The organism is Nitrosospira sp. Nsp13 (assembly GCF_900101945.1).
Classification (GTDB): domain Bacteria; phylum Pseudomonadota; class Gammaproteobacteria; order Burkholderiales; family Nitrosomonadaceae; genus Nitrosospira; species Nitrosospira multiformis_D.
This window is the reverse complement of sequence record NZ_FMVD01000001.1, coordinates 449736-472459: the sequence shown is the minus strand read 5'-3', so window position 1 is coordinate 472459 and position 22724 is coordinate 449736. Positions and strand designations below refer to the sequence as shown.

The following is a 22724-nucleotide window of genomic DNA, read 5'->3' as shown; positions in this document are numbered from 1 at the left end:
TGGAGGCACAGCTATGGCAGAGATTGATCCTAAACTAAAACAGGCTAAGGCAGCCGTGGAAAAAAGCCTATTGAATCGTCCGGGTGTCACTGGAGTAGACATAGGTTATAAGGAAATCGGAGGCCGGCCCACGAGTACGTTGGCGATTCGTGTGCTTGTCGAGAAGAAGCGGGATGTTGCGCCCGCAGACGCTATTCCCCAAGCCATTGAGGGATTTCCCACCGACGTGATCGAACGCAGGTTCGTATTGCATCCTCTGGCCGTGAATGCTCTTGATCTTGTGCTGGAGGCAGATATGAAGGAGTATCCTGTTTTAAAGGGTGGGATTAGCATCGGCCCGTGCCGCCTGGTGGATAGAATGACCTGGGGTGGGACGCTGGGAGCCATAGTCTCGGATAATGCGACCGGGAAGCCCATGATCCTGAGCAACTTCCATGTCTTGTGCATCGACAAGTCGTGGTCCGTCGGCGACTCTATTGCGCAACCCTCCCGAATTGATGGCGCCACATGCCCCCAGTCGGAAGTGGCGGTGTTGAAGCGGGGAGTATTCGGCGACCAGGTTGATTGTGCCGTGGCGGAGGTTCTGGCCCGCGAGACGGATGGAGAGATCATCGATATCGGGAGAATATCAGGTACCAATAAGGCAACCATCGGTGAGACCGTGCGGAAGCGCGGACGGACCACGGGGCTTACATACGGCATTGTTGATACGGACGAACTCAGCGTAAATCTCGACTTTGGGCATGGTATTGGCCAGATCCAGCTAACCAATCAAATCGGGATTAAGCCCGACCCAACCCGGAATGTGAAGTTCGGCGACAACGGCGATTCTGGCTCTGTAATACTCAATGAGGCCAATGAGGCCGTCGCTCTCTACTTTGCCGGTGATCCGCAAGACCCTTACGGCTTGGCTAATCCTATAGCCGCTGTCCTTGCTGCCCTTGATGTGAGCATGGGCACGCAAGCAGGTCAGCCCACCCAATCGACCCAACCGACCCAACCGGGTCAGCCCAGTCAACCGGGTCAGCCCAGTCAACCGGGTCAGCCCAGTCAACCAGGTCAGCCCAGTCAACCGAATCAGCCGAATCAGCCGAATCAGCCGAGTCAGCCGAATCAGCCGAGTCAGCCCAGTCAACCGGGTCAACCAGGGCAGCCCAGTCAACCGGATCAACCAGGGCAGCCCAGTCAACCGGATCAACCAGAGCAGCCATGTCATCCGTACGAGGAACCGGAGTTGATCCCCTATCCACCTATGCCCCCGTTTCCGCCACCGCCACCGTTTCTGATTCCCTATCCGCCACTGCCGGCATCACCGGGGATGCGCTAGCGCCATGGGCCACTACTTTTGCCATAGTTATTGCGCTCATTGGGATATCAGGCGCTTAGAGCATACTCGCAGGGTACAACTCCTTCGGTCTCACCAGCGGGAAAAACGCCAGTGAGCTTTACAACCAAAATCAAGAGGTTCGAACCATGACCATGCAAAACTGTATTTTGCCTCCACATTCAATCCTGGGAAGCTGGACGTACAGAAGTTTTATCAACGAGCCCGACGTTTCGAAGGACTTCAATGCGCTTGAGTTCGGCAGGGGAGAACTCATCATCGAAGAATTTGCTCCAGAAGTGTTTGCGGGGCGCCTGTCCTTCGGCGATACTTATCAATTCCGGTTATCGGGCTGGACGACCTTCGTTTTGCCTTGCACGGTAAGATTCCGGGGGATCGGCGATACCAAGGATTCTTATGGGCAGGTTTATGACTATGTGGGTTTCTTTACTCCGATGTGGTCCAATGGAATCAATCAGCGTCCTACCATAACAGGTTCCGTGGTACGCACGGTTCCCCACAGCAATGGCCGGGCCAAGGCGGGTGATGTCACTTCCTGGATTGCCGTGAAACGGGATTGAGAATCAGGTCGCCAACCCCACGCGGGTGGTGAAACTGTTGTTGAAGATCTGCCGCACTGCCGCATTTTCCAGCAGGGTTCCGCGACTGGCGATCCACTGATCGACGGCGGCATTACCATAGCGGTTGCGCACGCGATCAGGGGTAAGGAAGTCATTGTATTTACCCCAGTGCAGCGTAAAGGGGATGCCTGCCGCGTCCAGTTCGTTCCAGATCCGGTTGTAGAACGCGCGGGTTTCCGGCGTATTGACCGCATCCAGTTCCATGATCGCGGTGGTGTCAAAGCGGGTGAATCCAAGCAACGCCTTGGTGCCCTTGACGAAACGGTGCGAGAGGATGACCGGCAAAACAGCGTTTGAATCCTTATAGGCATTGAAGGCAATTTCCATTGCCTCGACTGCGCGCGCCACCGGCATGCCGACGCCGCAGGCAAGGGTCTTGCCCAGCGTTTTTTCGCCACGGAAGAGGTCGCGAATGAGCGCCTGCTTAAAGTAAGGCGCGAACTGCTGGTTCACCTGACTGTTCAGCAATGGCAGGGCCAATTTATTGAGCGGGCTGGGTATCATGCCCACCACCGCTCCCATGATATCCAATCCCGATGCGCCCAAACCGGGCTCACCCTCGTTCCATTCCGGCGGATTGTAGTTGTCCGGGTCGTAAATTCCCTCATACATGATGAGAACGATGGCCTCGTCAGGGGGCGTGCCTTCGTTGGGGTTGAAGAAGATCTCGAAATGATAGGGTTTGTCCCTGGGGGCGGCATCGGCTTCCGCCGGCAGGGGAATGTGTGTCGGATCGCAAGCAGCGATCGCCGCTTTGAGTGTGGCATCGTAAGGGTGCCGGAAGCGCACGGCATTGAGGAGGAACAACTCGCGCGTCTCGATCATGATACCGTGTATGATTCCGAATGAGCCAAAGCTAACCAGCGCGGCATTGAACAACGTATCGTCCTGGATGAAATCGGCACCGATGCTTTCGGCAAAGGCGGATTGCATGACAGGGAAGGATTTCCGTTCCAGGTAAACGTGCTTGTCCGGCCCGGTGATGAGGTGCAAGCCGACAACCATCTCCTGCATGGCGCCAAACTTATAGGCGCCGCCATGCGTTCCCGTTGACAGGGCACCGGCAATGGTCTGGCCATTGTTGGAGCCGCAGCCCTTGATCGACAAACCAGCGGCAAAGAGATAGTCGTTCAATGCGGCAACCGAGTTGCCGCACTCGACGAAGCGCAATTTCGCTGCATCGCCCTTATAAGCGGGATTCGTCAGGTCCTTGGGCACTTCGAACGCCAGCCGCAGGGCTGTGGTATCGATCAGGCGGCCATCCGTGACAGCGACCGTGCTCAACGACCAGAGACTGCCATGCGCCCGTAGTGACGCCCCATCCTGAAGACAGGCCTGGATGATATCCTGCAATTCCCTGGTCGCATCGTTGTAGGTTTCGAAGGGTGGCTTGCCGCCCCGGTCTATGTTAAAAGCGTATTCTCCCTCGAGCGTTTGTTCATAAGATTGATGCCGTCCCGTTTCGAGCGTCTGCGGCCTGAAGAAACTGCGTCCGTGTCCATTGGGCATGATTTATTTCTCCTATTCTTTCTTTGCTTTCAATGATCTGCTTCAAGAAGGAAAGCTGCCGTGATTTCGATCGCTTCGACGGCGATGGCAACACCCCGGGCCTCGTTGGAGGAGCCTTGCAACGGTAATAAACCTCTGTTGGCATCCATAAACCCAGGGTAACAACACCTGCCAGGTCATGCGCCAATGAGCGGTAGACAATAACGTCATTGATGCCCTGGCCCTCGCATTCCGCCGAGAGAACCTGCGGATCAAGCACCAGTCCCCAGAAGTAGGCGTGCATGGTCTTCTTCAGATACCCCTCGGTATGGCCCTTGGGCTTGATGGGATCGGAATCCGGTATGGTGATCTGAAAACTGGCGCAGCCAGACAAGGCCAGAAATCCGGCCATGCAGGCAGCAAGACAGGTGGAGCGAAAACTACTGCGGCTACTTGTCGTCGTTGCGGCATTCATTATGGTCTTCCCCCAGAAATTACTTTGTACTGACTTCTCCCTTGTCTCCCATTCCGGTTCAATTGGATTCCAGATGATCAAGAATAAGCGGATATACATCATCAACCGCGTTTTTACCAAAGATACAGTCGATATGCCCATAGTTCGGAATGACATGGCGTTTGTAGAGCTTCTTGCCTCCGTCAGGATCGTTCGCTTCACGCAGTGCGTTATAGGTTAATTCCGTACTTTTTGGCAGGAACGTCTCATTCTCGGCGCCATGGATGAACGTGATGGGAAGTGCGAGTCGATCGAAATGCCCCAGGTAAACTTCGTCGCCATTTGCATTGACCAGATGACCGGCGCGGGCGATACGTGCGAGGTGATCGAATGAACTCATGTTGGCGATGCCGAACATCTCATGCAATGCGTCGAATGTTGCCCTATTCAACTGGTCATGCTCATACAGCACGCCATACATGAACATGATCCGCCTATCCACCGGGCTGCGGGAACGCTCCTCGAACTCCACCGGATATAGTTTCAGTACCGCATTGAATAGCTTGTCCTGCCAGTCGGCATTACTATCCACGTATGCGTTGAGCGACTTTATACCCAGGTTGTCCAGAAGATCCGGTAGATAGAGGCCCGTTTTCAACTTGTTTATGCCGGTGACGACAGTGTGGGCGGCAATTTGCGATGCGACTACCGAGCGCACACCCTGCAAGCCCGCAAGCATTGCCATGAAGAATGTGGTCGAACCGAAGCAATGGACCACCATTTGCACGCTCGGCGCGCCGCTGAGTTGCCGTACCTTCGCAACAGCGGCGGGATAGTCATGCAAAGCGATATCATCCCCTGTGAACTGGGTCTTGGCTGAAACCAGATCGATACTCGCCCGAAAATCCAGTAGCCATACGTCATACCCGTGACTAAAAAGGAATTCCAGGAGATTGGTCTCGATGGTATCGATGCTGAAAATCAGGCTGCTCACACCCAGCCCGTGTGCGAGGATCACAGGGCCTTTATCGCCGCCACGATAGCGCGTGAGCTTCAGCGTCACGCCATCGTCAGTATTGAAAAAGTGGACCTCAGGCTCATTCACACGCAACGGACGCTTTTTGCGCGGCGGGGCGCCGGGATCGAATACGCTATCGCGCGCAGCAATGCCGCCATATGTATCGGCCAGGACCCCCACAAAATATTTGGCAAACTTTGCCAATGCCTTGAAACGCGCTTTTGTGTCAGGTGCATTCAACACGCGTATTGTGGCGATTTGCCTGGCAAAATCCGCTGGCAGAATGTGCAGGATGCCCTTCCCCAGCACCGGTGCGGTATCCTCCGCGCCATCATATACCGTGATGTAAAGCGTCGTGGTGTCGGGCCAAATATCCAGCTCTTTCTCATCGTGAACCTGCTTGAAGCCAAGAAAAAGAAAGGTTTTTCCAGACTCCGTTGTCATGTTCATGCGATAGCTCATCTTGTGCGCATTGACCTGATCCGGGTCTATGGTCAGTAACGAAAACTGCCCATTCGTGACCGTAAGCGGTTGCTCCGACAGCACGGGGGCCGTCACGGTGCCAACCATGCGGGCCGGATGGCGGTCGTCCGTCACCAGCAAGTCGATGTCATCCGCCGTGACCGTGAGCGTGAACTCGAATGGCGTGTTGTTCTTGCGTCCTTGTTCCTCGGCACGCAGGTAGTCATTCTTCTCCTCCACCGAGAAGAAACCGCGCATGGTTTCAGTAAATTGCACGCCGACGGCGGGTGCCGGGCCAGCCGCCGGTGGTATGGACGGTAGCCTGTAATCAATTTGCCAGCCGTAATCTTTTGCAATCAGCGCAGCGCAGCGCTCGGCCACCGCTGAAATGGTCAATAACGGATTGACTCCGAGCGGCAGCGGGATCACCGATCCATCCGAGACATATAATCCTTTATGGATGGCTGTACCGTGTGTGTCCGCGAACACCAGCCCACGCTCATTCACAACGCCTTCAGCCGCGTCGTCGGCCAATACGCAGCCGCCAAGCGGATGCACGGTGATTAAATCGTGGCCGAACAGCTTGCTCCAGATAGGGTTTGGCACCAACGTCCCGCCATTTGCCTGAGTGCACTCGTCAAGATTATCGTTGATCTTCTTCAGGCCGGGCTGTTTTCCTGCCCCGGGCCACACCACACGCACGCGATCATCCTCCAGTTCCAGCCGCCCCGCACTGTCGTCATGCGCCATCACGAGATAGGTCTGGGTATTGCAGGTCGCGCCATGATAGGCGCCCAGTATGAGACTTCTACTCTTTCTCGCTTCCTCGCGGATTTTGTCGGCGATGCCGGTGTCGGTGTCCCTACCGAGCGCTTTCGCAGCTGTAGAAAGTGCAGCCGGGATCAATGATGCCAATGCGCCGGGAATGGCGCCTTCTTCGATCACCATGCCCTCCTGTAGCAGGGATTGCTCACGCAGATCAATGATGCCGGTGATGCATGGTCCCACCGGATCGCGGCCTTCCGGCTTCAGGGGGCCGTAGCCGATCCCATTGATATCCGTGTCGCCGTTGTAGCCAAAAGCCATCACGTCCCCATTGGCCGTAAAGCGATCACCCAGCCGATTGGAAACCTTCAGACCCTTTTCGCGCGAACGCAGCAGAATTTCATTGGAGCCCAGCGTCCCGGCGGAAATTACTACCACATCCGCGCTGACTATCAGCGTCGGAGCGTCAAATTTTTCACGGCCGTCGCCGATCGAGTCGAAATGGACGATCCATTTATCGCCGGCGCGCTTCACCCATCGTACGGCACATTCACAGAAAATGTCCGTACCAAAATTGCGCGCATCGGGTAGATAATTCATCAGAATCGTATTCTTTGCGCTGTAGTTGCAACCCGAGACACAGTCGCCGCAGAGCTTGCAAGGATGTTGTTCAACACCCACGTGATTTATTCCGTCGATGTCGAAATTCACATTGATGGGAGGACGGTAAAATTTAGCGTTGGGCGTATTCTGAAGAAACGAATTCGCGGATTTTTCGAGCGCGTCCAGCTTGGCGAGCGGCGGGAAATCCGCAGGGTAGGGCACCGGCTTCAGCATCTCGCGCGCAAGATCGAAACCCTTCTCTAACAGCTCATCGGCATCCGTGCGAAGCGCCAGCGGCCAGGCGGTATCCTGCATGACACGAGGCTCCGGCGGCAACGATACATTGGCGTTAACGAGCGAGGTTCCCCCGAGACCGCAGCCCATGAAAACGTTCATGTCGCTGTTGATACGAAAATCATACAGGCCCGTCACGTTACCTATATGCTTGCCGGGCAAATCCATCTGAACTTCAGCAGCAGCCTCAACGGGTGTATCGGGATATTCACCCGGCTGAAACTCCTTGCCACGTTCCAGCAGACAAACATGCTTTCCAGCACGTGCAAGACGGGAGGCCGTTATCGCACCGCCGTAGCCGGAACCAACGACGACAACATCGTAATGGGGTTTCAAATTCTCAAGCGGAATGGAGAGGCGTGTCATGAAGGCACCTGTACAGTGGCATCGTCGAGAGCACGACAATGTTGTGGGATGAAGCTTGCGGCGGACAAGACCAAAAGGCTACTTGTGCTGTGGGGGGCAACACATGTGAAGCAGGCATTTTTTATTATTCCGGAAATTGTCATCGTCATGAAAACCATTCCCGCACTCCTTGATGAGTCAATTATTTTTTATTAGGGCACACTTCGAATCGATGGTGTAGCGGTAGTCGTAGTTGTGTAGCCTTTTGGCGGCTGGATCTCGCCATTTACCGTATAGACAGGACAAGGCTGCTGATGACCGGGGGCAGAGGGAGACCTTGTTGTCGTAATCTTGACGATACGCTGTGCCGTTGCACCCGTCGCTGCCCCGGTGGCTGTCCCCTTGTTCAGGTCTGGAGGATCGCACACCACATAACCATTGTATCGATGGAGGGGGGTGCCACCAGGCATGTAACTGCCGGGAAACTGGGTTCCGTACGGAGTGTTGATCCCGGACATACTATTGGCTGGTACCGGCAATAGTATTAACGGAGTGCCGGGCGGAGCGCCGCGGGTGGGGCCGCCAGGGACACGATTGTCAGTATAGGGATTGTGATTCGGGAGGGTTCCCGGGGAGATGAATGGACTGTTCTGAACCATGCCCTGGTGCATCTCCGCCGGAAATGCGCCCATATTCGCGTCCATGCCGCTTGCTTCCTGCGCCGCTGTGTAGCCTGGATAGCTCGAATAGACCACACCGAGTACGGTCACGAGATATTTCGCAAAATGTTTGATCACAGGATTGCTCAAGTATTAAAAATACTCAGGAATTTCAAAACCATGAGATAACTTCAAATAATTATAGCTTAGCCTGCTCACATACAGCTATTTATAGCATTGATGAGGGAAAAATCAATTTTTGAACAGAATGGGATTAATACCGTAAATCTTGGCAACAAATAGCTTGACAAATGCCGGTAACGCTATATAATACGTACCTATATTGTGGATTTCTGTGTCCAAACACAATATTTAAAGCTCGCTTCAGGCGAGTTTTTTATTTTCCGCTTATTCACTTATCCGCCCGTTCAAAACGGGCTTTTTGTTGCCTGCCCCGTGTGGGCGTTTATGTAGTACCCAAACCCGCTTATGCGGGTATTTTTTTGCCTTGTATCCAGAAACCGCTTCGTGCGGTTTTCCTTATCTGCCCCGCCATGCGCGGGTTTTTTATTTCTGCCCCAGAGCGGGGTTCTTTTCATAGGTAACGTAAATGATTAGTCCAGCGATTACAGCAATAGTGATTGCCGTCCTTGCCGCGCTTGCCTTCGGTGGCGGGTTCGCATTTAGTGACTGGCGAGCGGCAGCACAGATACAGCGGCTTAATACCAACAATGCAATGTTATCGGCGGCAAATGATAGATGCGCTACTGATATTCAGTCCGTACGCATGGCGCTGGAGGCACTGACAGTAGCCACCGCTAAAAGAGAAAAAGATGCGATCAAGGCGATGCGCGGAGCCGCAATCGCTGCGGCAACACACACCGGCAACGCAAAAAAAATACGCTCTCTTCGGCCAGTTCCGGCAGCGACACCTGGCAAACAATGCGAGATGATAAATACGGAACAAATACAGTATGTGCAAAGCCGCCAACGCCATGACTTATCACATTAGCCTCGTGGCGCTGCCATTATTTGCATTAATGGTGAGTGGTTGCGCAGGCAAACCTGTCATTCAGACACAGGTGGTCGAAAAGCCGGTTGCCGTTTTATGCCAGGTTGAAACACCGGCAGAGTGCAAATCAGCTTACGCGGTTGATCGCATATCCGCAAAGGACGACTCCTTGACTATTAATCGTGCGCTGCGTGCCGAAATAGAAGAACGCTGGGCATGCGAGATTAAATTGCTTGCGGCGGTAAAGGGGTGCAACAGTCTGCCGCTAAAAGAATCAGATCATGAATGAGCATAGACTCCAGAAAAAAGCGAAGCAACCGGTAAATGCTGCCCCAAACAGCAAAAGAGGGGCTCCGACCATAAAAACCCGTGAACTGGTGGACGCAATCTGTACCGGTATTTCGCTGGGAAAATCGGCACGGGCGATGTGTGTGGAGACTGGTATCAGTCAACGGGTCTTATGGAACTGGCTGGCGAGCGATGCGGTGCTCATGCAGCAATACCTGCGTGCGAAGGAGCTTTGCGTGGATGCCTATGCCGAAGAAATCATAGAAATTTCGGATGACGGATCAAAAGATACCTATACCGATGAGAAGGGAAAAGAAGTGATGAACCGCGAGGTTATCGCACGCTCCCAGCTCCGCATCGACGCACGCAAGTGGTATGCGGCGAGGCTCGCGCCCAAGAAATACGGTGACAAATTGCTGAATACGCGAGAAGACGGCGATACGGGCAAGCCGATCGTGCACAAGGTCGAAGTAGCCTTTGTCGCAATGCTTGCTGCCGGCAAGTAGCCAGGTATTGGGTCTCATGATTCCTGACTATTCGATAGCGGCATGACCGCGCACAAGGCGGAATTTCCTGAAAAACTCCGGTTTCTGTTCGAAGCGGCAAGGTACAAGATTTTATATGGCGGCCGTGGCGGCGCAAAGTCATGGAGTGTTGCCAGAGCATTGCTGATACAAGCCGCCGCCGCACCGCTGCGCATACTCTGCGCACGTGAGTTTCAGAATTCAATCATCGAGTCGGTGCATCACTTGTTGCAGTCCCAGATTGTTGAAATCGGCCTGGAATCATTTTACGAGGTGCAGAACAACATCATTCTGGGTAGAAACGGCTCCGAATTCTTGTTTGCCGGGTTGCGTAACAACATCACCCGGATAAAGTCGTTCGAGGGCATTGACCGGGTCTGGGTGGAAGAAGCTCAGGCGGTAAGCAAGCCAAGCTGGGACACGCTTGTTCCCACTGTCCGCAAGCAAGGTTCGGAAATCTGGGTGACCTACAACCCGGAGCTGGAGACCGACGAAACGCATCAGCGGTTTGTTATCAATCCGCCGGCGGGAGCAGTTGTTGTAAAGATCAACTGGAATGACAATCCGTGGTTTCCGGATACGTTGCTGCGCGAGAAGGACGACTTGAAAATCAGGGATCCCGACGCGTACCTGAATGTCTGGGAGGGTCATTGCCGTGTGACGCTGGACGGCGCGATTTACGCCAGGGAGTTGAGGCTGGCCCAGGAAGAAGGCCGTATCAGGCATGTACCTTACGACGCCGCAAAACCGGTGCATACCTTCTTCGATCTGGGCTGGGCGGACAACACCAGCATATGGTTTGCGCAAACTGTCGGCGGCGAACTCAGATTAATCGATTATTACAGCAACAATCAGATGCCAATACAACACTACATCAATGTGCTGCAGGATAGGGGATATTTATATGGCATGGATTGGCTGCCGCATGATGCCAGGGCCAAAACACTGGCCACGGGTCGAAGCGTGGAGGAAATCATGATCGCGGCCGGGCGCAAGGTGAGGATAGTGCCGAATCTCTCGATTTCCGATGGCATCAACGCTGCCAGAACGATATTCAACCGTTGTTATTTCGATGAAGCGAAGTGTGCGGAAGGACTGCAGAGCCTGCGGCATTACCGGTTCGATGTCGATCCGGCCACAAGGCAGCTCAGTGGCAGGCCGCTGCACGATCACCATAGCCATGCCGCGGACGCATTCCGCTACTTTGCCGTGTCCACCGAAGACGACAAGCCGGCCGGTAGTGTGCGCGGCATCAGCATGAAAGGCTGGCGCGCATGATCCTGGATACTGGCAGGGTGGATACGGCGGAGATAGCGGCGGACATATCGGTCGAGGCATACAGCGGGATCTGCCGGGATATTCGCAATCAGCCGAAGTGGCGTCTGGATTCGGATACGGATTGCGATTATTACGACGGCGCGCAGACCAGCGTCGAGGTAATCCGGCGCCTGAAAGAGGCGGGTATTCCACCGCAGGATTCGAATCTGATCAAGCCGACCATCAATGCCGTGCTGGGGATCGAGGCGCGCAGCCGCACGGATTACAAGATCACGTCCGACGATGAGCAGCAGGCCGAGATTGCCGAGGGGTTCTCTGCGAAAATCAAGGAGGTCGAAGCGGAATCCAGGGCGGACAGGGCAATGTCTGACGCTTATTCCAGCATGATCCGGGCAGGCGTCGGATGGGTTGAGGTCTCACGCGAATTCGATCCGCTCAGGTATCCGTACCGGGTGCGGGAGATTCATCGCAACGAAATCTGGTGGGATTGGACGTCGAAGGAGCCGGATCTGTCGGATGCGCGCTATTTAAGGCGCGACAAGTGGGTTGACCGTGCGCAGGTGGCGAGGACGTTTCCAGAACAGCAGGCGCTTATCGGCAATAGCTGGAACGGCTGGAATAATCTGGATATATACGACGGCGCCGATACGGGCATGGCCAGAGCATACGAAATCGAGCAGGCATGGGGCCAGACGTGGGGGCATAGCCAGGAGGATTACCTCAACCGCAACTCGGGCATGGTACGTTTATCCGAGCTGTGGTACCGGCATTTCGAGGATGCCTACGTTCTGGTATTGCCCGACGGCAAGGCGATTGAATACCGCGAAGATAATCCATACCATGAGGCAGCGCTCAGCGCTGGCCTGGTGCACGTTCAGAGATCCGTGCTGCCGAGAATGCGCGTGGCAATCTGGCTGGGACCGCACAAATTAATGGATGTACCCAGCCCGCTGCCGCATCGTGATTTTCCCTATGTCCCGTTCTGGTGCTTCCGCAAGGACCGCAGCCGGGTACCGTATGGATTGATTCGCGATATGCGGGGACCGCAGGATCAGATCCTCGATCTGGATATTTTGCTGTACGAAGTCCTGAATTCGGTAAAAGTCGAAGTGGATAACGATGCGCTCGATTTGAGCCAGAATACCTATCAGGAGGTTGCGCACAACATCAGCAGCCTGCGCTCGATGACCGTTCTGAATGCCCAGCGCAGGAATGCAGGCGGATTCAAGGTGACGCGCGAGCATGCGTTGGCCGCGCAGGTGTTTCAACTGGTGGAAGAGCGCAAGCACAGGATTGAAGCGGTGAGCGGCGTGTACCGGGCAATGCTTGGTGCATCGACGCAGGCCGCGAGCGGTGTTGCTATCAACAATCTGGTGGAGCAGGGCTCCACCGTGCTGGCGGAACCCAACGATAATTTCCGCTATGCCCGGCGGCTGGTGGGACAACAGCTTCTGGCATTCATCAAGTATGACTTGCTGGGCAGGCAGACGGCCATAGCGGTGAAGCGGGGCAACAAACAGAAGACGGTTTATTTCAACCGCGAAGTCATGACCCATTCCGGCCCTGTGATCGAGAACGATATCGAGACCGCCCAGGTCAGGATCGTGCTGGAAGACATACCGGCTACGCCGAGTTTCAGGGCACAGCAGCTGCAAGCTTTCACCCAGATCGTGCAGGCGGCACCGCCTGCATACCAGGCCGTGCTGTATCCGGCCATTCTGGAACTATCCGATGTGCCGAACCGGCATGAACTGGCTGATCAGTTGCGCAGGGCGGGTGGTATAGGAGAGGATCAGCAGGCACTCGTCATGCGCCAACCATTCCAGGCTGCCACGCAGCAATAGCTCCAAGTGATGACTCAGGCGGTAAAGAGTCATCCGAATGCCGATCTAAAATATGAATAACATTATATTAAACATGAAGATATTTAATAATATTAAATGATTATCTTATGATCATGAAGAAAAGAGATTTTCATGCGGCGCTACTGGATACCGATATAAAGGACTCTGTGGCGGAAGAGATTATCAATTGATACGGATTCCGCGGGCCTGCTCAAGATAGCAAGCCGGAGAATCAAACGCGCCCATCCTATATCCACCCGCTCCCCAGCCGCTTTCGAGCGGCTTTTTCGTTCCCGGACTGCCAGACTCAGTTATCCGGATTTCCGGATAACTCAAGCGCGCTTACGGCAATACCGAAGTTTTATCAACCCGCTCATACCCGGGCGGCCCGCTCACTGGGTTAAGCAGTAGGAGAAAACGGCGATGGAAGTAGATCAGCTTACGGATGAACAAATTGCAAATCTGACGCCGGAACAGATCGAGATGCTGGAGAGCGACCCGGACCGTCTCTCAGAAATTCTGGGCAATCAGAAGGAGGAGGAAAAAACCAGGGCAAAAGACGAGCCCGGACAGGAGGAGAAGCGGAACGCGCTCAATGACTCGACCAGTGGTGTGCCGTCCGCCGTGGGGGAGGATATGCCGGTCGTTCTGAACAAGAGCGGCAAAGGCGTGATCCCTTATGAGAAGCACAAGGAACTGCGGGTGGAGAACTCGGCGCTACGCGAACAGTTACAGGCCGCACGGCTGGAAAGCAACAAAGCGGCTGAAAAACTGGAGGCGCTTCTGCAGCAAAAGGAAAACGCAACAGGTGCCGGCATCACCTTGGCCGATAAAGCCATCGACGTGCACCTGGAGCGTATCAAGGAAGACATGCCCGAGCTGTACCAGGTGGTTAGCGCTGTTCTTGAAGGAAGCCGCAGGCAAGGCGAAAAGCTTGAAAAAACACTTGCGGAACTGAAACGCGAAAAGGAGGAATCCGATCGTACGAGACAACTGCGCATTGAAGAGCAGGTAGCCGAGGCCAAGGACAATAACTCTGATCTGGTGTACTGGGAAAGCAACGATCCGCAAGCGTGGGATGAAGCCATCAAACAGGATGAGATTCTGAGAACGAGCGGCAAGTGGGCTGCAAAGCCTTATTCCGAAAGATTTGAGGAAGTTGTCCGGCGTGTCAGGGCGATTATGCCAGAAGCTTCATTACCAAAGAAACAAACCGATCCCGAGCAAACAAAAGCCGAAGCAAAAGCAAAGCTTGAGCGCGCGCCGGCCAGGAAACCCACAACCCTATCGGATATTCAAGGAGGCGTAAACCCCGCTTCCGAGCGTGAGCAACTCGAGAACCTGAGTCCGCATGAACTGGCCAGGCAATTGATGAAGATGCCCTCGCAACAGGCGGCAGCCTTGAGATCCGAACTTGACTAAGGATATATGAAATGGCTGAAACCAATGTAGCAAGCGGCAGCTCGATTGCGGTGAAACATTATAGCGCCGCACTTTTTGCCAATACCCTGAAGGGCGCATCGGCGATGGAGAATCTGGCTGGGCCGGTGGAACCATCCGCCGCGATGGAGAAGATCGCCGGGCAGACGCAACCGGGCATGCCGATCGTCAGGATTGACAATCTGATGAAAAATGCCGGTGATATCGTTACGCTCGATCTGGTCGATACCGTCAGCGGAGAACCGTTGATGGGAGATATCAATCGCGAAGGCAAGGGCGACACGCTGTCATTTTCTTCGATGGAAATCAAGATCGATCTGGCGAGCAAGGTGATCGATGCGGGCGGCAGCATGTCGCAGCAACGCACCAAGCATAACCTGCGTGAGATCGCGCTGGCGCAGCTATCCGGTTATTTCCCGCGCTTCGATACGCAGGAATCGCTGGTGCATCTGGCGGGCTCGCGCGGGTCGCAGATCGGCACGGATTGGACGATACCGCTCCAGAGCAGCGCCAATTTCGCTTCGGTTATGGTAAACCCGGTCAAGGCACCGACCTATAACCGGCATTTCGTCGTGAACGGCGCCAACCTTACCGCCGGTGGGCAGCAATTGGGGTCCATCGTTTCCACCGATCAATTCAAATTGATGCATCTGGATAATCTGCGCAAGCGGTTGGACGACATGGACCAGCCCTTGCAGTCAGTGAAGCTTGCCGGCGACCGGGCGGCACAGACGTCGAAAATGTGGGTATTTCTCGCCACGCCGAACCAGTATTCGATATTGCTGGCCGAAGGCTCTCTGCGGGCATTCCAGCAGAACGCCGTGAATCGCGCCGCCTATCTGGATACCCGCCATCCGTTGTTTGCCGGTGAGGCCGGCATGTGGAACGGTATTCTGGTAATAAAAAACGAGCGGGCCATTCGTTTTCTGCCCGGCGAAAACACGAAAGTCGTCACCGCCGCCAATGCGGCGACCGCAGCCGAAACCGACCAGGCCATCAATGCCTCGCTGAGCGCCGGTTATGCCGTCGAGCGCGGCCTTTTGCTGGGTGCGCAAGCACTTGGGGTGGCTTACGGCAAAACAGGGGTCAGCGGCATGCAGTTCGGCTGGAAGGAACACTGGTACAACTTTGAGAGCAATCTGGAGGTCATGGGTGAGCGGGTATGCGGCAAGGGCAAAGTACGCCTGTCGATCAATGACGGTACCGGCACGAAGGTACCGACCGACTTCGGCGTAATTGCGGTCGATTCCGTCGTTTCTCTTTAATTCCGCAGCTTTTTAATCCAGGACAGATAAACGGAGTCTTTTCAACGCTCCTCTGCCTTCACGTCCATTCATTCTCAAGGAGTTTTTTACCATGGCTACTTTCAATGCACCGGATTTGTACAGCAAATCGCGTCACATGGGGGGATATGGCAATACGACCGTCGTTTATGGCTCGGTGACACCGACCGCTGGCGCCGTGGGTGACATCTATCGTTCCGTCATCATTCCAGCCGGCACGGATGTGACTGACGTTGACATCGTCAATGATGATCTCGATTCGAATGTTTCCCCAACTATCGCCTGCAAGGTAGGCTATGCGCCGCTCAATGCGGCGGATGGGCCTGCAGCCGTCGATGACTATTTTGCCGCGGCAGGAAAAACCTTTCTCAATACAGCCGGGCGTACTTCATTGGCATTTCAGCCAATCAAGTTCGAGAAACCGGTATTTCTGACCATCACGCTTTCGGCGGCAGCGGCAACATTCGCAGCGGGCAAGGTAACCGCGATCGTCAAGGGCGATGCGGCAGGAATCAAGTAAGTCAGATCATCGCAAACAATACCAGGTGGCGTCTATGCAAAAGCAGAAAAGAGGCTGCCTGGTACGTCTGAGGAGGCGAAATGCCACTGGTAAGGTATATCGGAACGGTTCGTAAGGTGGATTCCATACCCGGATCGCTGATGAGCTGGGAACCGGGCCAAACGCGGAATATGACCCTTGGAGACGCGGAAAGACTGCTGGCATATCCGGACTCCTGGGTAGAGGCGGCCTCTGACGTATGGCTAACCACGGATTCATTCGGCGACATCGGTGGATTGGTGGGAAACGCCGGCGATACCTACCCGATAATCTCGCGCTCGATCGAAGTATTGTCCAGTACGGCGGTTGCGGCACCATGCACTTCAGCCGGTATCAATGAGGTACTCGCATCATTTCCCATTCCAGCCGGAACGCTGGGGGTTAACAGTATCCTGCAGATTGAACCGCTATGGACATTCACCAGCAGCGCGAACAACAAGTTTTTGAGAATTGCCATAGGTGGGACCGTGCTGTTTAACGTGACGCGCACAACCGCCATGGCGGAGGCCCCGTTGTGGGTAATGATAAACCGGAATTCCCTGAATTCGCAGATTCTTCCGTACTCTGCAAATTCTGGTTATTTCTCTGCCGGAGCAGGTTTTCCAGCAGTTGCAACAATCGATTTCTCCGTGACCAACACTGTCGAACTCATCGGGCAGAGGGCGAGTAGCGGGGATAGTTTGGTGTTGGAGTACTACCGGGCTCTGCATTTCCTGGGAGACTGAGCAGGTTAGCCGTCTGTATGCAATTCAGTTAAGGGCGGCAGCTTATTATTCGTTGTTAAATTTTTTTATAGGAATAAAAATTATGGCCACATATTACGTAGATCCGACTGCTCCATGCAATGGCACGGGCAGTTTCGGCCTACCCTTCAATACTTGGACCAGCGCTTGGACCGCGGCTGGCGCTGGTAGCAGCGATGTACTTTTACAAAAACAGGGCACGACTTTCACCGGCACCGTCGGATGCAGTAAAAATGGCGCAAACGCCGACGCTCCAATTGTTGTTGGCGTTTATAACGCCATTACCGGAGAACGTGTCGTGGGGGTAAGAGGGGCAGCGAAGATCAATGGCAATGGCGGTAGCATCGGCATCAGCCTGCAAAATTGCTACAACATACTGATAGATGGCTTCGAGATTTACAATTGTCAGAACTATGGGATTTACGAAGGACATCCCACGGGAACCCTGGATCAAAAGGCCGACTATGTGACCGCTATCCAGTTTAGGAATTTATATGTGCATCATATATTTGCATATGATCTGGCCGCAATCTGGATCCAGGGTTCAGGCGTTAAATACAACAATATTCTGATCGAGGATTGTGCCGGTGATGGCATATGCCATGCCGGCAGCGCTATCGGCGAAGACATCACTATCCGGAGGATCAACGACACCGCGGGAGGTCTGGGTGATTGCATATCGCATCAATATTGCAGATCCAATTCCGTATGGCGCAGATGTTCGCTTGATCATTCCAATAATACCCAGAAGCAGCCCATGGTGCTCGGAACGGGCGTTCTGATTACTGCGAGTGACATTGTTGTTGAAGACTGCGAATTTATTGGCAGTGCGGAAGGGGCTGGGCTGGTATCGGTAAATTTTGTAACCGGGGTTACGATCCGCAGGAATAAATTCACCGGGAACAAGGGGGTCTATGTTCTGGGAGTCACCAGCTCTGCCGATATCGACAGCAATATCATTATCGGACAGGGTGGAAATACCATTGGCATTGGTTGCACATTGGGTGCAACGGTCAATGCACGGCATAACACTATTATCGGCCATCAAAGGGGTATAGAGCTTACCGGGACTAACAACATGGCGAAAAATAACATCGTCTACTCTACCGGTCCTTCGCCGATTATCGCGTATACCAAAGCGAATAATTATACCAATGTCGAGGGCGACCCCGCGCTCAATCTGTTCTACCGCCCGCAAACGCCCGCAGTGAAAGGGGCCGGTGTTTATCTTGGAGGAAAGGACTATTACGGTAGTGAGTTTAGCAATCCCCCCAATATCGGAGCGGTGGATGAGCTATCGTTTGCCACGAAGTAATTGAACCCGCAATGGGGATAATCGGCTCCTCCCAGGAAATCCAACCATGACTGTCATATGATTTTTACGGGGAGTTCTTGCAAGATTTTGCTGGAACTCCTCCGTTTGCTCGATTTCTCGGGAAATCGGGTCAAGAAATCAAGGTCACTGGCGGTGTATTTCCTCAATTACAGAACCATACTGAATAATGGCTACATACTGTGTAGATCCCACAGCATCAACGAATGGTACGGGCAGCCTTGCCTCTCCGTTCAATACCTGGAGCAGCGCGTGGGCCGCTGCAGGCGCAGGCAGCAGCGATGTTCTTTTGCAAAAACAGGGTACTATTTTTACCGGAACCATCGGATGCAGCAGGAATGGCGCAAGCGCTACGGCGCCGATAATAATGGGCGTTTACCGTGCCCAGACAGGTGAGCGCATCACCGGCATTCAGGGTGCGGCAAGGGTCAATGGCAATGGGAATACCATAGGCATTAACATGCAGGATCGCTATAACGTTCTGATGGATGGCTTCGAGGTTTACAACTGCCAGAATTATGGAATTTATGAGGGGCACTCCACCGGAACCGTCGATCAGAAAGTGGATTTTGTAACTGCTGTCCAGTTAAAGAATCTGTATATTCATCATATTTATGCGTATGACCTGGCTGCAATCTGGATTCAAGGGTCAGGCGTGAGATATAACAATATTCTGATTGAGGATTGCGCTGGCGATGGGATATGCCATGCCGGCAGTGTAACAGGCGAAGATATCGTAGTCAGAAGAATCAATAATACCAGTGGAGGTCTGGGCGATTGCATCGCGCATCATTATTGCAGGTCTAATTCCCGCTGGCGCAGATGCCTGCTCGATCATTCGAATAATACCCAGAAGCAGCCCATGGTGCTCGGAACAGGTGTTCTGATTTCTGCGAGCGATATTGTTGTTGAAGATTGCGAATTGATCGGCAATGCGGAAGGGGCGGGAGCGTTATCGGTGAATTTTGTGACTGGCGTCAAGATCCGCAGGAATAAGCTCATCGGGGATAAAGGCATCTATATCCTGGGTGCTACAAGTACCGCGGATATCGACAGCAATATTGTGATGGGACAGGGTGGCAATACGATAGGGATAGGCTGCACATCGGGTGCGACGGTTAATGCAAGGCAGAATACGATCATGGCGCATCAGAGAGCCATAGAGCTTCTCGGTACCAAAAATGTGGCAATGAACAATCTTATACAGTCCACTGGTTCCACCCCTGTCCTCGCGTATGCCAAAGCAACAAATTACACCCATCTTGACGGCAATGCGAAAGTCGACGCGCATTATCGACCGCAGACCGTAACCGTCAAAAGGACGGGAACTTATGTGGGAGGAAAGGATTTTTACGGAAAGCAGTTTTATAATCCGCCCAACATTGGCGCGGTGGATGATTTGTCGGTCACCAGGAAGTATCTGGCAATCACACAACGCTGAAAAGCGACTTTAATAGCAAACAGCAGTAATGAGGCGATCTTTGGATCGCTTTTTTTATGGAGCCTGATATGCCTCAAGTGAAATACGTAGGCGCCTGCGTTAAAAAAGACAGCATCAATAACGTTGGTTTGCACTGGGAACCGGGACAAGTCAGAAACGTAACCGCCGAGGTCGCCGAAAGGCTTTTAGCGTTTTCCGATACCTGGGCGCGGGAAAAGGAAGAAGCACCATGCGCGCTTAAAGTAGACGAGCCAATCGGGCTGGCGCCGGAGGAGAAATCGGTTGAAGAGCCGCTGCCGGTGGTTGATTTCCATGCCATGGACAAAAAAGCCATGGTCGAGTACGCCGCGCGTAATTACAACGAACGATTGGACAAACGCCAGAATGAAGGCGTTATCCGGCACAAGCTCATCGACCTGTTTGCCAGGCACCATCAGGTTGAATGGGGTGAATGATGGCCTTTACCTATCAGTCCGCCGTCGATCTCGCGCGAATTCCGCTCAACGATGCGGGTAAGGACCGGTATCCGGATGCCGCTTTATTATCGTTTGCCAATCACGGAATGCTGCAAATCTTCATGCGGCGCCCGGATCTGTTCGCAGGTCGATTTGACAACCCGCCCCACGGCGAACACTTGCTCACCGATGTATTCCCGCTCTCCGGCGAGTACGTGCAAATCCTGGCGGATTATGTCACGGCAAGAGCTGAGATGACTGACGATGAATACATTAACGCCGGGCGCGCGGCCATGTTCATGCAGCTCTTTGCCTCAGGGGCGGCATTATGAAGCCATGGAGTGATTTTTATGACCTGGTCATGCCGGGTCTGCCGGGCTGCCCGTTCGTGATGGTTGATAACGCCCTGCGTCAATCTGCCATGGTGTTTTGCGAACAATCGCTGGCCTGGCGGTTTAACCATCCCGATATCCCGGTAATAGCCGGAACAGCGGAGTACGCCTTCCTTCCACCGGCGGGCGCCGCCGTGCATTGCGTTACCCATGCGGTACTGAATGGAGAGGAAATCGAGACCCATGCGGGAGAATCCGGCATAACCATCCAGAACTGGCGCAATCAGTCAGGTACGCCACTCTATGTTCTGGGCGGTGCAACGGTGGCCATACTGGTGCCGATCCCCGATACGGCCGGAATCCTGACTATGGTGGTAGCACTAAAACCATCCGCAAGCAGCACGGGAATCGACGATGCGTTATTCAATGAATTCCGGGAATCCATTATTCATGGCGCCTTGGCGCAGCTTATGCTTTCGCCTGAAAAGCCCTATACCAATGCGCAACTCGCCACCCACCACCAGCGGCAATTCGGCATCAGCACGGCGGCGGCGGGCATGCGCGTGGCCAGAAGCTACACGCGTGCTCCGCTGCGAACCACGATCATGGCCAGAAGATAAGTAAAACGGGGGATGGGAATGGGACTCAAGTTTTCAAATTTCGGCAAGGCGAAAGTCGGTTCCGCCCCAGATGGAACGGCAGGCTTGAATTTCACGGTGGAGGCGGGTAAAGGTATTTTCTTTCCGGTACTCGGTGCGGGTGATTATTTCTATGGAACCTTCAAGGATGCTTCCGGTAACCGGGAAATCGTGAAAATCGACATCCGCAGCATGGACAGCTTCACCATCGCCGCAGGCGGACGCGGACTGGACGGCACCACGGCCAGAACCTGGGCGGCAGGCGATTATTTTGTGGCGGGTATCACCCGCGCGGCGCTGGAAGAGTCATTATCCAATACCAACCTCATCGCCCTGGGCGGGCTTGCGTCATCCGCCGATACCCTGCCGTACTTCCCCGGTGAGGGCGCCGCCGCGCTGACCAGCCTGAGCGAGTTTGCCAGAACCTTGCTGGATGATACGGATGCGGTGGCGGCGCGTACGACGCTGGGGGCCGCTGCGGCTACGCTGATTCCATCCGGCACTGTCATGGCATTTTTTCAGGCTGCGGCACCCGTCGGCTGGACGCAGGTAACCACGCACCACAACAAGGCAATGCGGATCGTCGGCGGGACCGGGGGCGGATCGGGCGGATCGGTGGCGTTTACCAGCGCTTTCGCCTTGCAGGCGGTTACCGGTTCGAATAGCGCAACGACACTGACGGCGGCCCAAATACCCTGGCATACGCATGGACTGTCTGTGTATAACACTGCTGGCGCAGGGGCGAACCCTAGTGGGGGTAGCGGGGGATCCATACAAGGAACCCCATCGACAGATGGAGGCACCGGTGGCGGTGGTTCCCATAATCATGCATTCACGGGTACCGCCATTAACCTCGCTGTGCAATATATCGACATGATCCTGGCGAGCAAGAATTAATGGAGACCCGGATTGCCGATTGTCCGCTCGGGGCAAAGTGCGAGGAGATCAAGATCGAGGCGGGAAAACCCATGCTTTACCGCTGCCCCTGGTATGTGCAGGTACGCGGGGTCGATATGAATACCGGCGAGGAAACCGGCAACTGGGGCTGCGCCATTGCCTGGATGCCCGCGTTGATGATCAATACAGCCAACGAATCACGCAAGGGGGTGGCGGCCACCGAGTCATTCCGCAATGAAATGGTGAAGCGGAGCGCGCAGTCGCAACAGGTGCAGGAGGCATTATTCGTGGCAACACAACAAAAGCTATTGCAAGGGGAGGGCAAGGCATGCGAATAACGATCATTCGGGACGATGGCGTGGTCGGGGTGGATGGGTTGTTCCGGCAGGTCGATCTGTCCGCATTACCGCCGGAAATTCGTGCGATACAGTGGAATGGCATGAGCGGGCATATCGAGTACGACACTGCGGCAAACGCCCCTCTGGAGGCCATTACAGCTTTCCAGTGGATAGTTGATCGCTGGGCAGCAGCATCGCAGCCGTCTGTGCTGTCCACTACCCACGGTGGCAGAGATTAAAGACGCTTTTTAAACGATGTTCAACAA

General features: G+C 54.2%; 24 protein-coding genes. 20 read left to right on the top strand and 4 right to left on the bottom strand.

Annotated features, from left to right (window positions below; all coding sequences use genetic code 11):
* The first annotated feature begins 13 nt into the window (after positions 1-13).
* Together BLO43_RS16650 and BLO43_RS02165 are read left to right on the top strand one after the other, a co-directional pair.
* Complete coding sequence (locus BLO43_RS16650; RefSeq protein ID WP_175443819.1) at positions 14-1327, top strand: chymotrypsin family serine protease; 1314 nt, start codon at positions 14-16, stop codon at positions 1325-1327.
* 152 nt (positions 1328-1479) lie between these two features.
* Positions 1480-1905 (top strand): hypothetical protein, encoded by a 426-nt coding sequence (locus BLO43_RS02165; RefSeq protein ID WP_090905849.1) that lies wholly within the window; start codon positions 1480-1482, stop codon positions 1903-1905.
* A gap of 3 nt (positions 1906-1908) precedes the next feature.
* On the opposite strand, the gene BLO43_RS02160 is transcribed toward BLO43_RS02165, so the two are convergent.
* Genes BLO43_RS02160 through BLO43_RS02150 form a run of 3 tightly spaced genes read right to left on the bottom strand, consistent with a single transcriptional unit; the run spans position 1909 to position 7415 of the window.
* Positions 1909-3474, bottom strand: coding sequence for an FAD-binding protein (locus BLO43_RS02160; protein WP_090905573.1), 1566 nt, complete (start codon positions 3472-3474; stop codon positions 1909-1911).
* Entirely contained in the window at positions 3404-3928 is a 525-nt protein-coding gene (locus tag BLO43_RS02155; RefSeq protein ID WP_139149217.1) for a Bor/Iss family lipoprotein, read from the bottom strand. The genes BLO43_RS02160 and BLO43_RS02155 overlap by 71 nt, the downstream gene beginning before the upstream one ends.
* A gap of 58 nt (positions 3929-3986) precedes the next feature.
* Positions 3987-7415: an alpha/beta fold hydrolase gene (locus BLO43_RS02150; protein ID WP_090905569.1), complete on the bottom strand. Its 3429-nt coding sequence runs from the start codon at positions 7413-7415 to the stop codon at positions 3987-3989.
* 48 nt (positions 7416-7463) lie between these two features.
* Between BLO43_RS02150 and BLO43_RS16645 the strand changes: the two genes are divergently transcribed.
* Complete coding sequence (locus BLO43_RS16645) at positions 7464-7610, top strand: hypothetical protein (protein WP_175443818.1); 147 nt, start codon at positions 7464-7466, stop codon at positions 7608-7610.
* On the opposite strand, the gene BLO43_RS02145 is transcribed toward BLO43_RS16645, so the two are convergent.
* Positions 7607-8191, bottom strand: a complete 585-nt coding sequence (locus tag BLO43_RS02145) for a hypothetical protein (protein ID WP_090905567.1) — start codon at positions 8189-8191, stop codon at positions 7607-7609. The two genes, BLO43_RS16645 and BLO43_RS02145, sit on opposite strands and share 4 nt — an antisense overlap.
* Positions 8192-8663: 472 nt before the next feature.
* On the opposite strand from BLO43_RS02145, the gene BLO43_RS02140 reads away from it, so the two are divergent.
* The 17 genes from BLO43_RS02140 (at position 8664) to BLO43_RS02060 (ending at position 22697) form a co-directional block, all read left to right on the top strand.
* Positions 8664-9065 (top strand): hypothetical protein, encoded by a 402-nt coding sequence (locus BLO43_RS02140; RefSeq protein WP_090905565.1) that lies wholly within the window; start codon positions 8664-8666, stop codon positions 9063-9065.
* Positions 9049-9354, top strand: coding sequence for a hypothetical protein (locus tag BLO43_RS02135; protein ID WP_090905563.1), 306 nt, complete (start codon positions 9049-9051; stop codon positions 9352-9354). The genes BLO43_RS02140 and BLO43_RS02135 overlap by 17 nt, the downstream gene beginning before the upstream one ends.
* Positions 9347-9859, top strand: a complete 513-nt coding sequence (locus BLO43_RS02130; protein ID WP_090905561.1) for a terminase small subunit-like protein — start codon at positions 9347-9349, stop codon at positions 9857-9859. The genes BLO43_RS02135 and BLO43_RS02130 overlap by 8 nt, the downstream gene beginning before the upstream one ends.
* Positions 9860-9901: 42 nt before the next feature.
* Positions 9902-11155, top strand: a complete 1254-nt coding sequence (locus tag BLO43_RS02125) for a PBSX family phage terminase large subunit (RefSeq protein WP_090905559.1) — start codon at positions 9902-9904, stop codon at positions 11153-11155.
* Entirely contained in the window at positions 11152-12999 is a 1848-nt protein-coding gene (locus BLO43_RS02120; protein WP_090905557.1) for a portal protein, read from the top strand. The genes BLO43_RS02125 and BLO43_RS02120 overlap by 4 nt, the downstream gene beginning before the upstream one ends.
* 423 nt (positions 13000-13422) lie before the next feature.
* Positions 13423-14421, top strand: coding sequence for a hypothetical protein (locus tag BLO43_RS02115; RefSeq protein ID WP_090905555.1), 999 nt, complete (start codon positions 13423-13425; stop codon positions 14419-14421).
* Between the two features lie 11 nt (positions 14422-14432).
* Positions 14433-15704 carry a phage capsid family protein gene (locus tag BLO43_RS02110; RefSeq protein ID WP_090905553.1) on the top strand — a complete coding sequence of 424 codons (1272 nt, stop codon included), beginning with the start codon at positions 14433-14435 and terminating at the stop codon, positions 15702-15704.
* A 91-nt stretch (positions 15705-15795) separates the two neighbouring features.
* A complete protein-coding gene (locus BLO43_RS02105) occupies positions 15796-16242 on the top strand; it encodes a hypothetical protein (RefSeq protein ID WP_090905550.1) in 447 nt (148 codons plus the stop codon).
* Between the two features lie 80 nt (positions 16243-16322).
* Entirely contained in the window at positions 16323-17006 is a 684-nt protein-coding gene (locus BLO43_RS02100; RefSeq protein ID WP_254773283.1) for a hypothetical protein, read from the top strand.
* Positions 17007-17088: 82 nt separating this feature from the next.
* A complete protein-coding gene (locus BLO43_RS02095) occupies positions 17089-18339 on the top strand; it encodes a right-handed parallel beta-helix repeat-containing protein (protein WP_090905548.1) in 1251 nt (416 codons plus the stop codon).
* Between the two features lie 187 nt (positions 18340-18526).
* A complete protein-coding gene (locus BLO43_RS02090; RefSeq protein WP_254773282.1) occupies positions 18527-19798 on the top strand; it encodes a right-handed parallel beta-helix repeat-containing protein in 1272 nt (423 codons plus the stop codon).
* Between the two features lie 68 nt (positions 19799-19866).
* Positions 19867-20253 (top strand): hypothetical protein, encoded by a 387-nt coding sequence (locus tag BLO43_RS02085; protein WP_254773281.1) that lies wholly within the window; start codon positions 19867-19869, stop codon positions 20251-20253.
* Positions 20250-20585, top strand: a complete 336-nt coding sequence (locus tag BLO43_RS02080; protein ID WP_254773280.1) for a hypothetical protein — start codon at positions 20250-20252, stop codon at positions 20583-20585. The genes BLO43_RS02085 and BLO43_RS02080 overlap by 4 nt, the downstream gene beginning before the upstream one ends.
* Entirely contained in the window at positions 20582-21205 is a 624-nt protein-coding gene (locus BLO43_RS02075; protein ID WP_090905547.1) for a phage adaptor protein, read from the top strand. The genes BLO43_RS02080 and BLO43_RS02075 overlap by 4 nt, the downstream gene beginning before the upstream one ends.
* A gap of 18 nt (positions 21206-21223) precedes the next feature.
* Positions 21224-22120, top strand: coding sequence for a hypothetical protein (locus tag BLO43_RS02070; protein ID WP_090905546.1), 897 nt, complete (start codon positions 21224-21226; stop codon positions 22118-22120).
* On the top strand, positions 22120-22458 hold the full coding sequence (locus BLO43_RS02065) for a hypothetical protein (RefSeq protein ID WP_090905544.1): 339 nt from the start codon (positions 22120-22122) through the stop codon (positions 22456-22458). Before BLO43_RS02070 ends, BLO43_RS02065 begins: the two co-directional genes overlap by 1 nt.
* Positions 22449-22697, top strand: coding sequence for a hypothetical protein (locus BLO43_RS02060; RefSeq protein WP_090905542.1), 249 nt, complete (start codon positions 22449-22451; stop codon positions 22695-22697). Before BLO43_RS02065 ends, BLO43_RS02060 begins: the two co-directional genes overlap by 10 nt.
* The last annotated feature ends 27 nt before the right edge of the window (positions 22698-22724 follow it).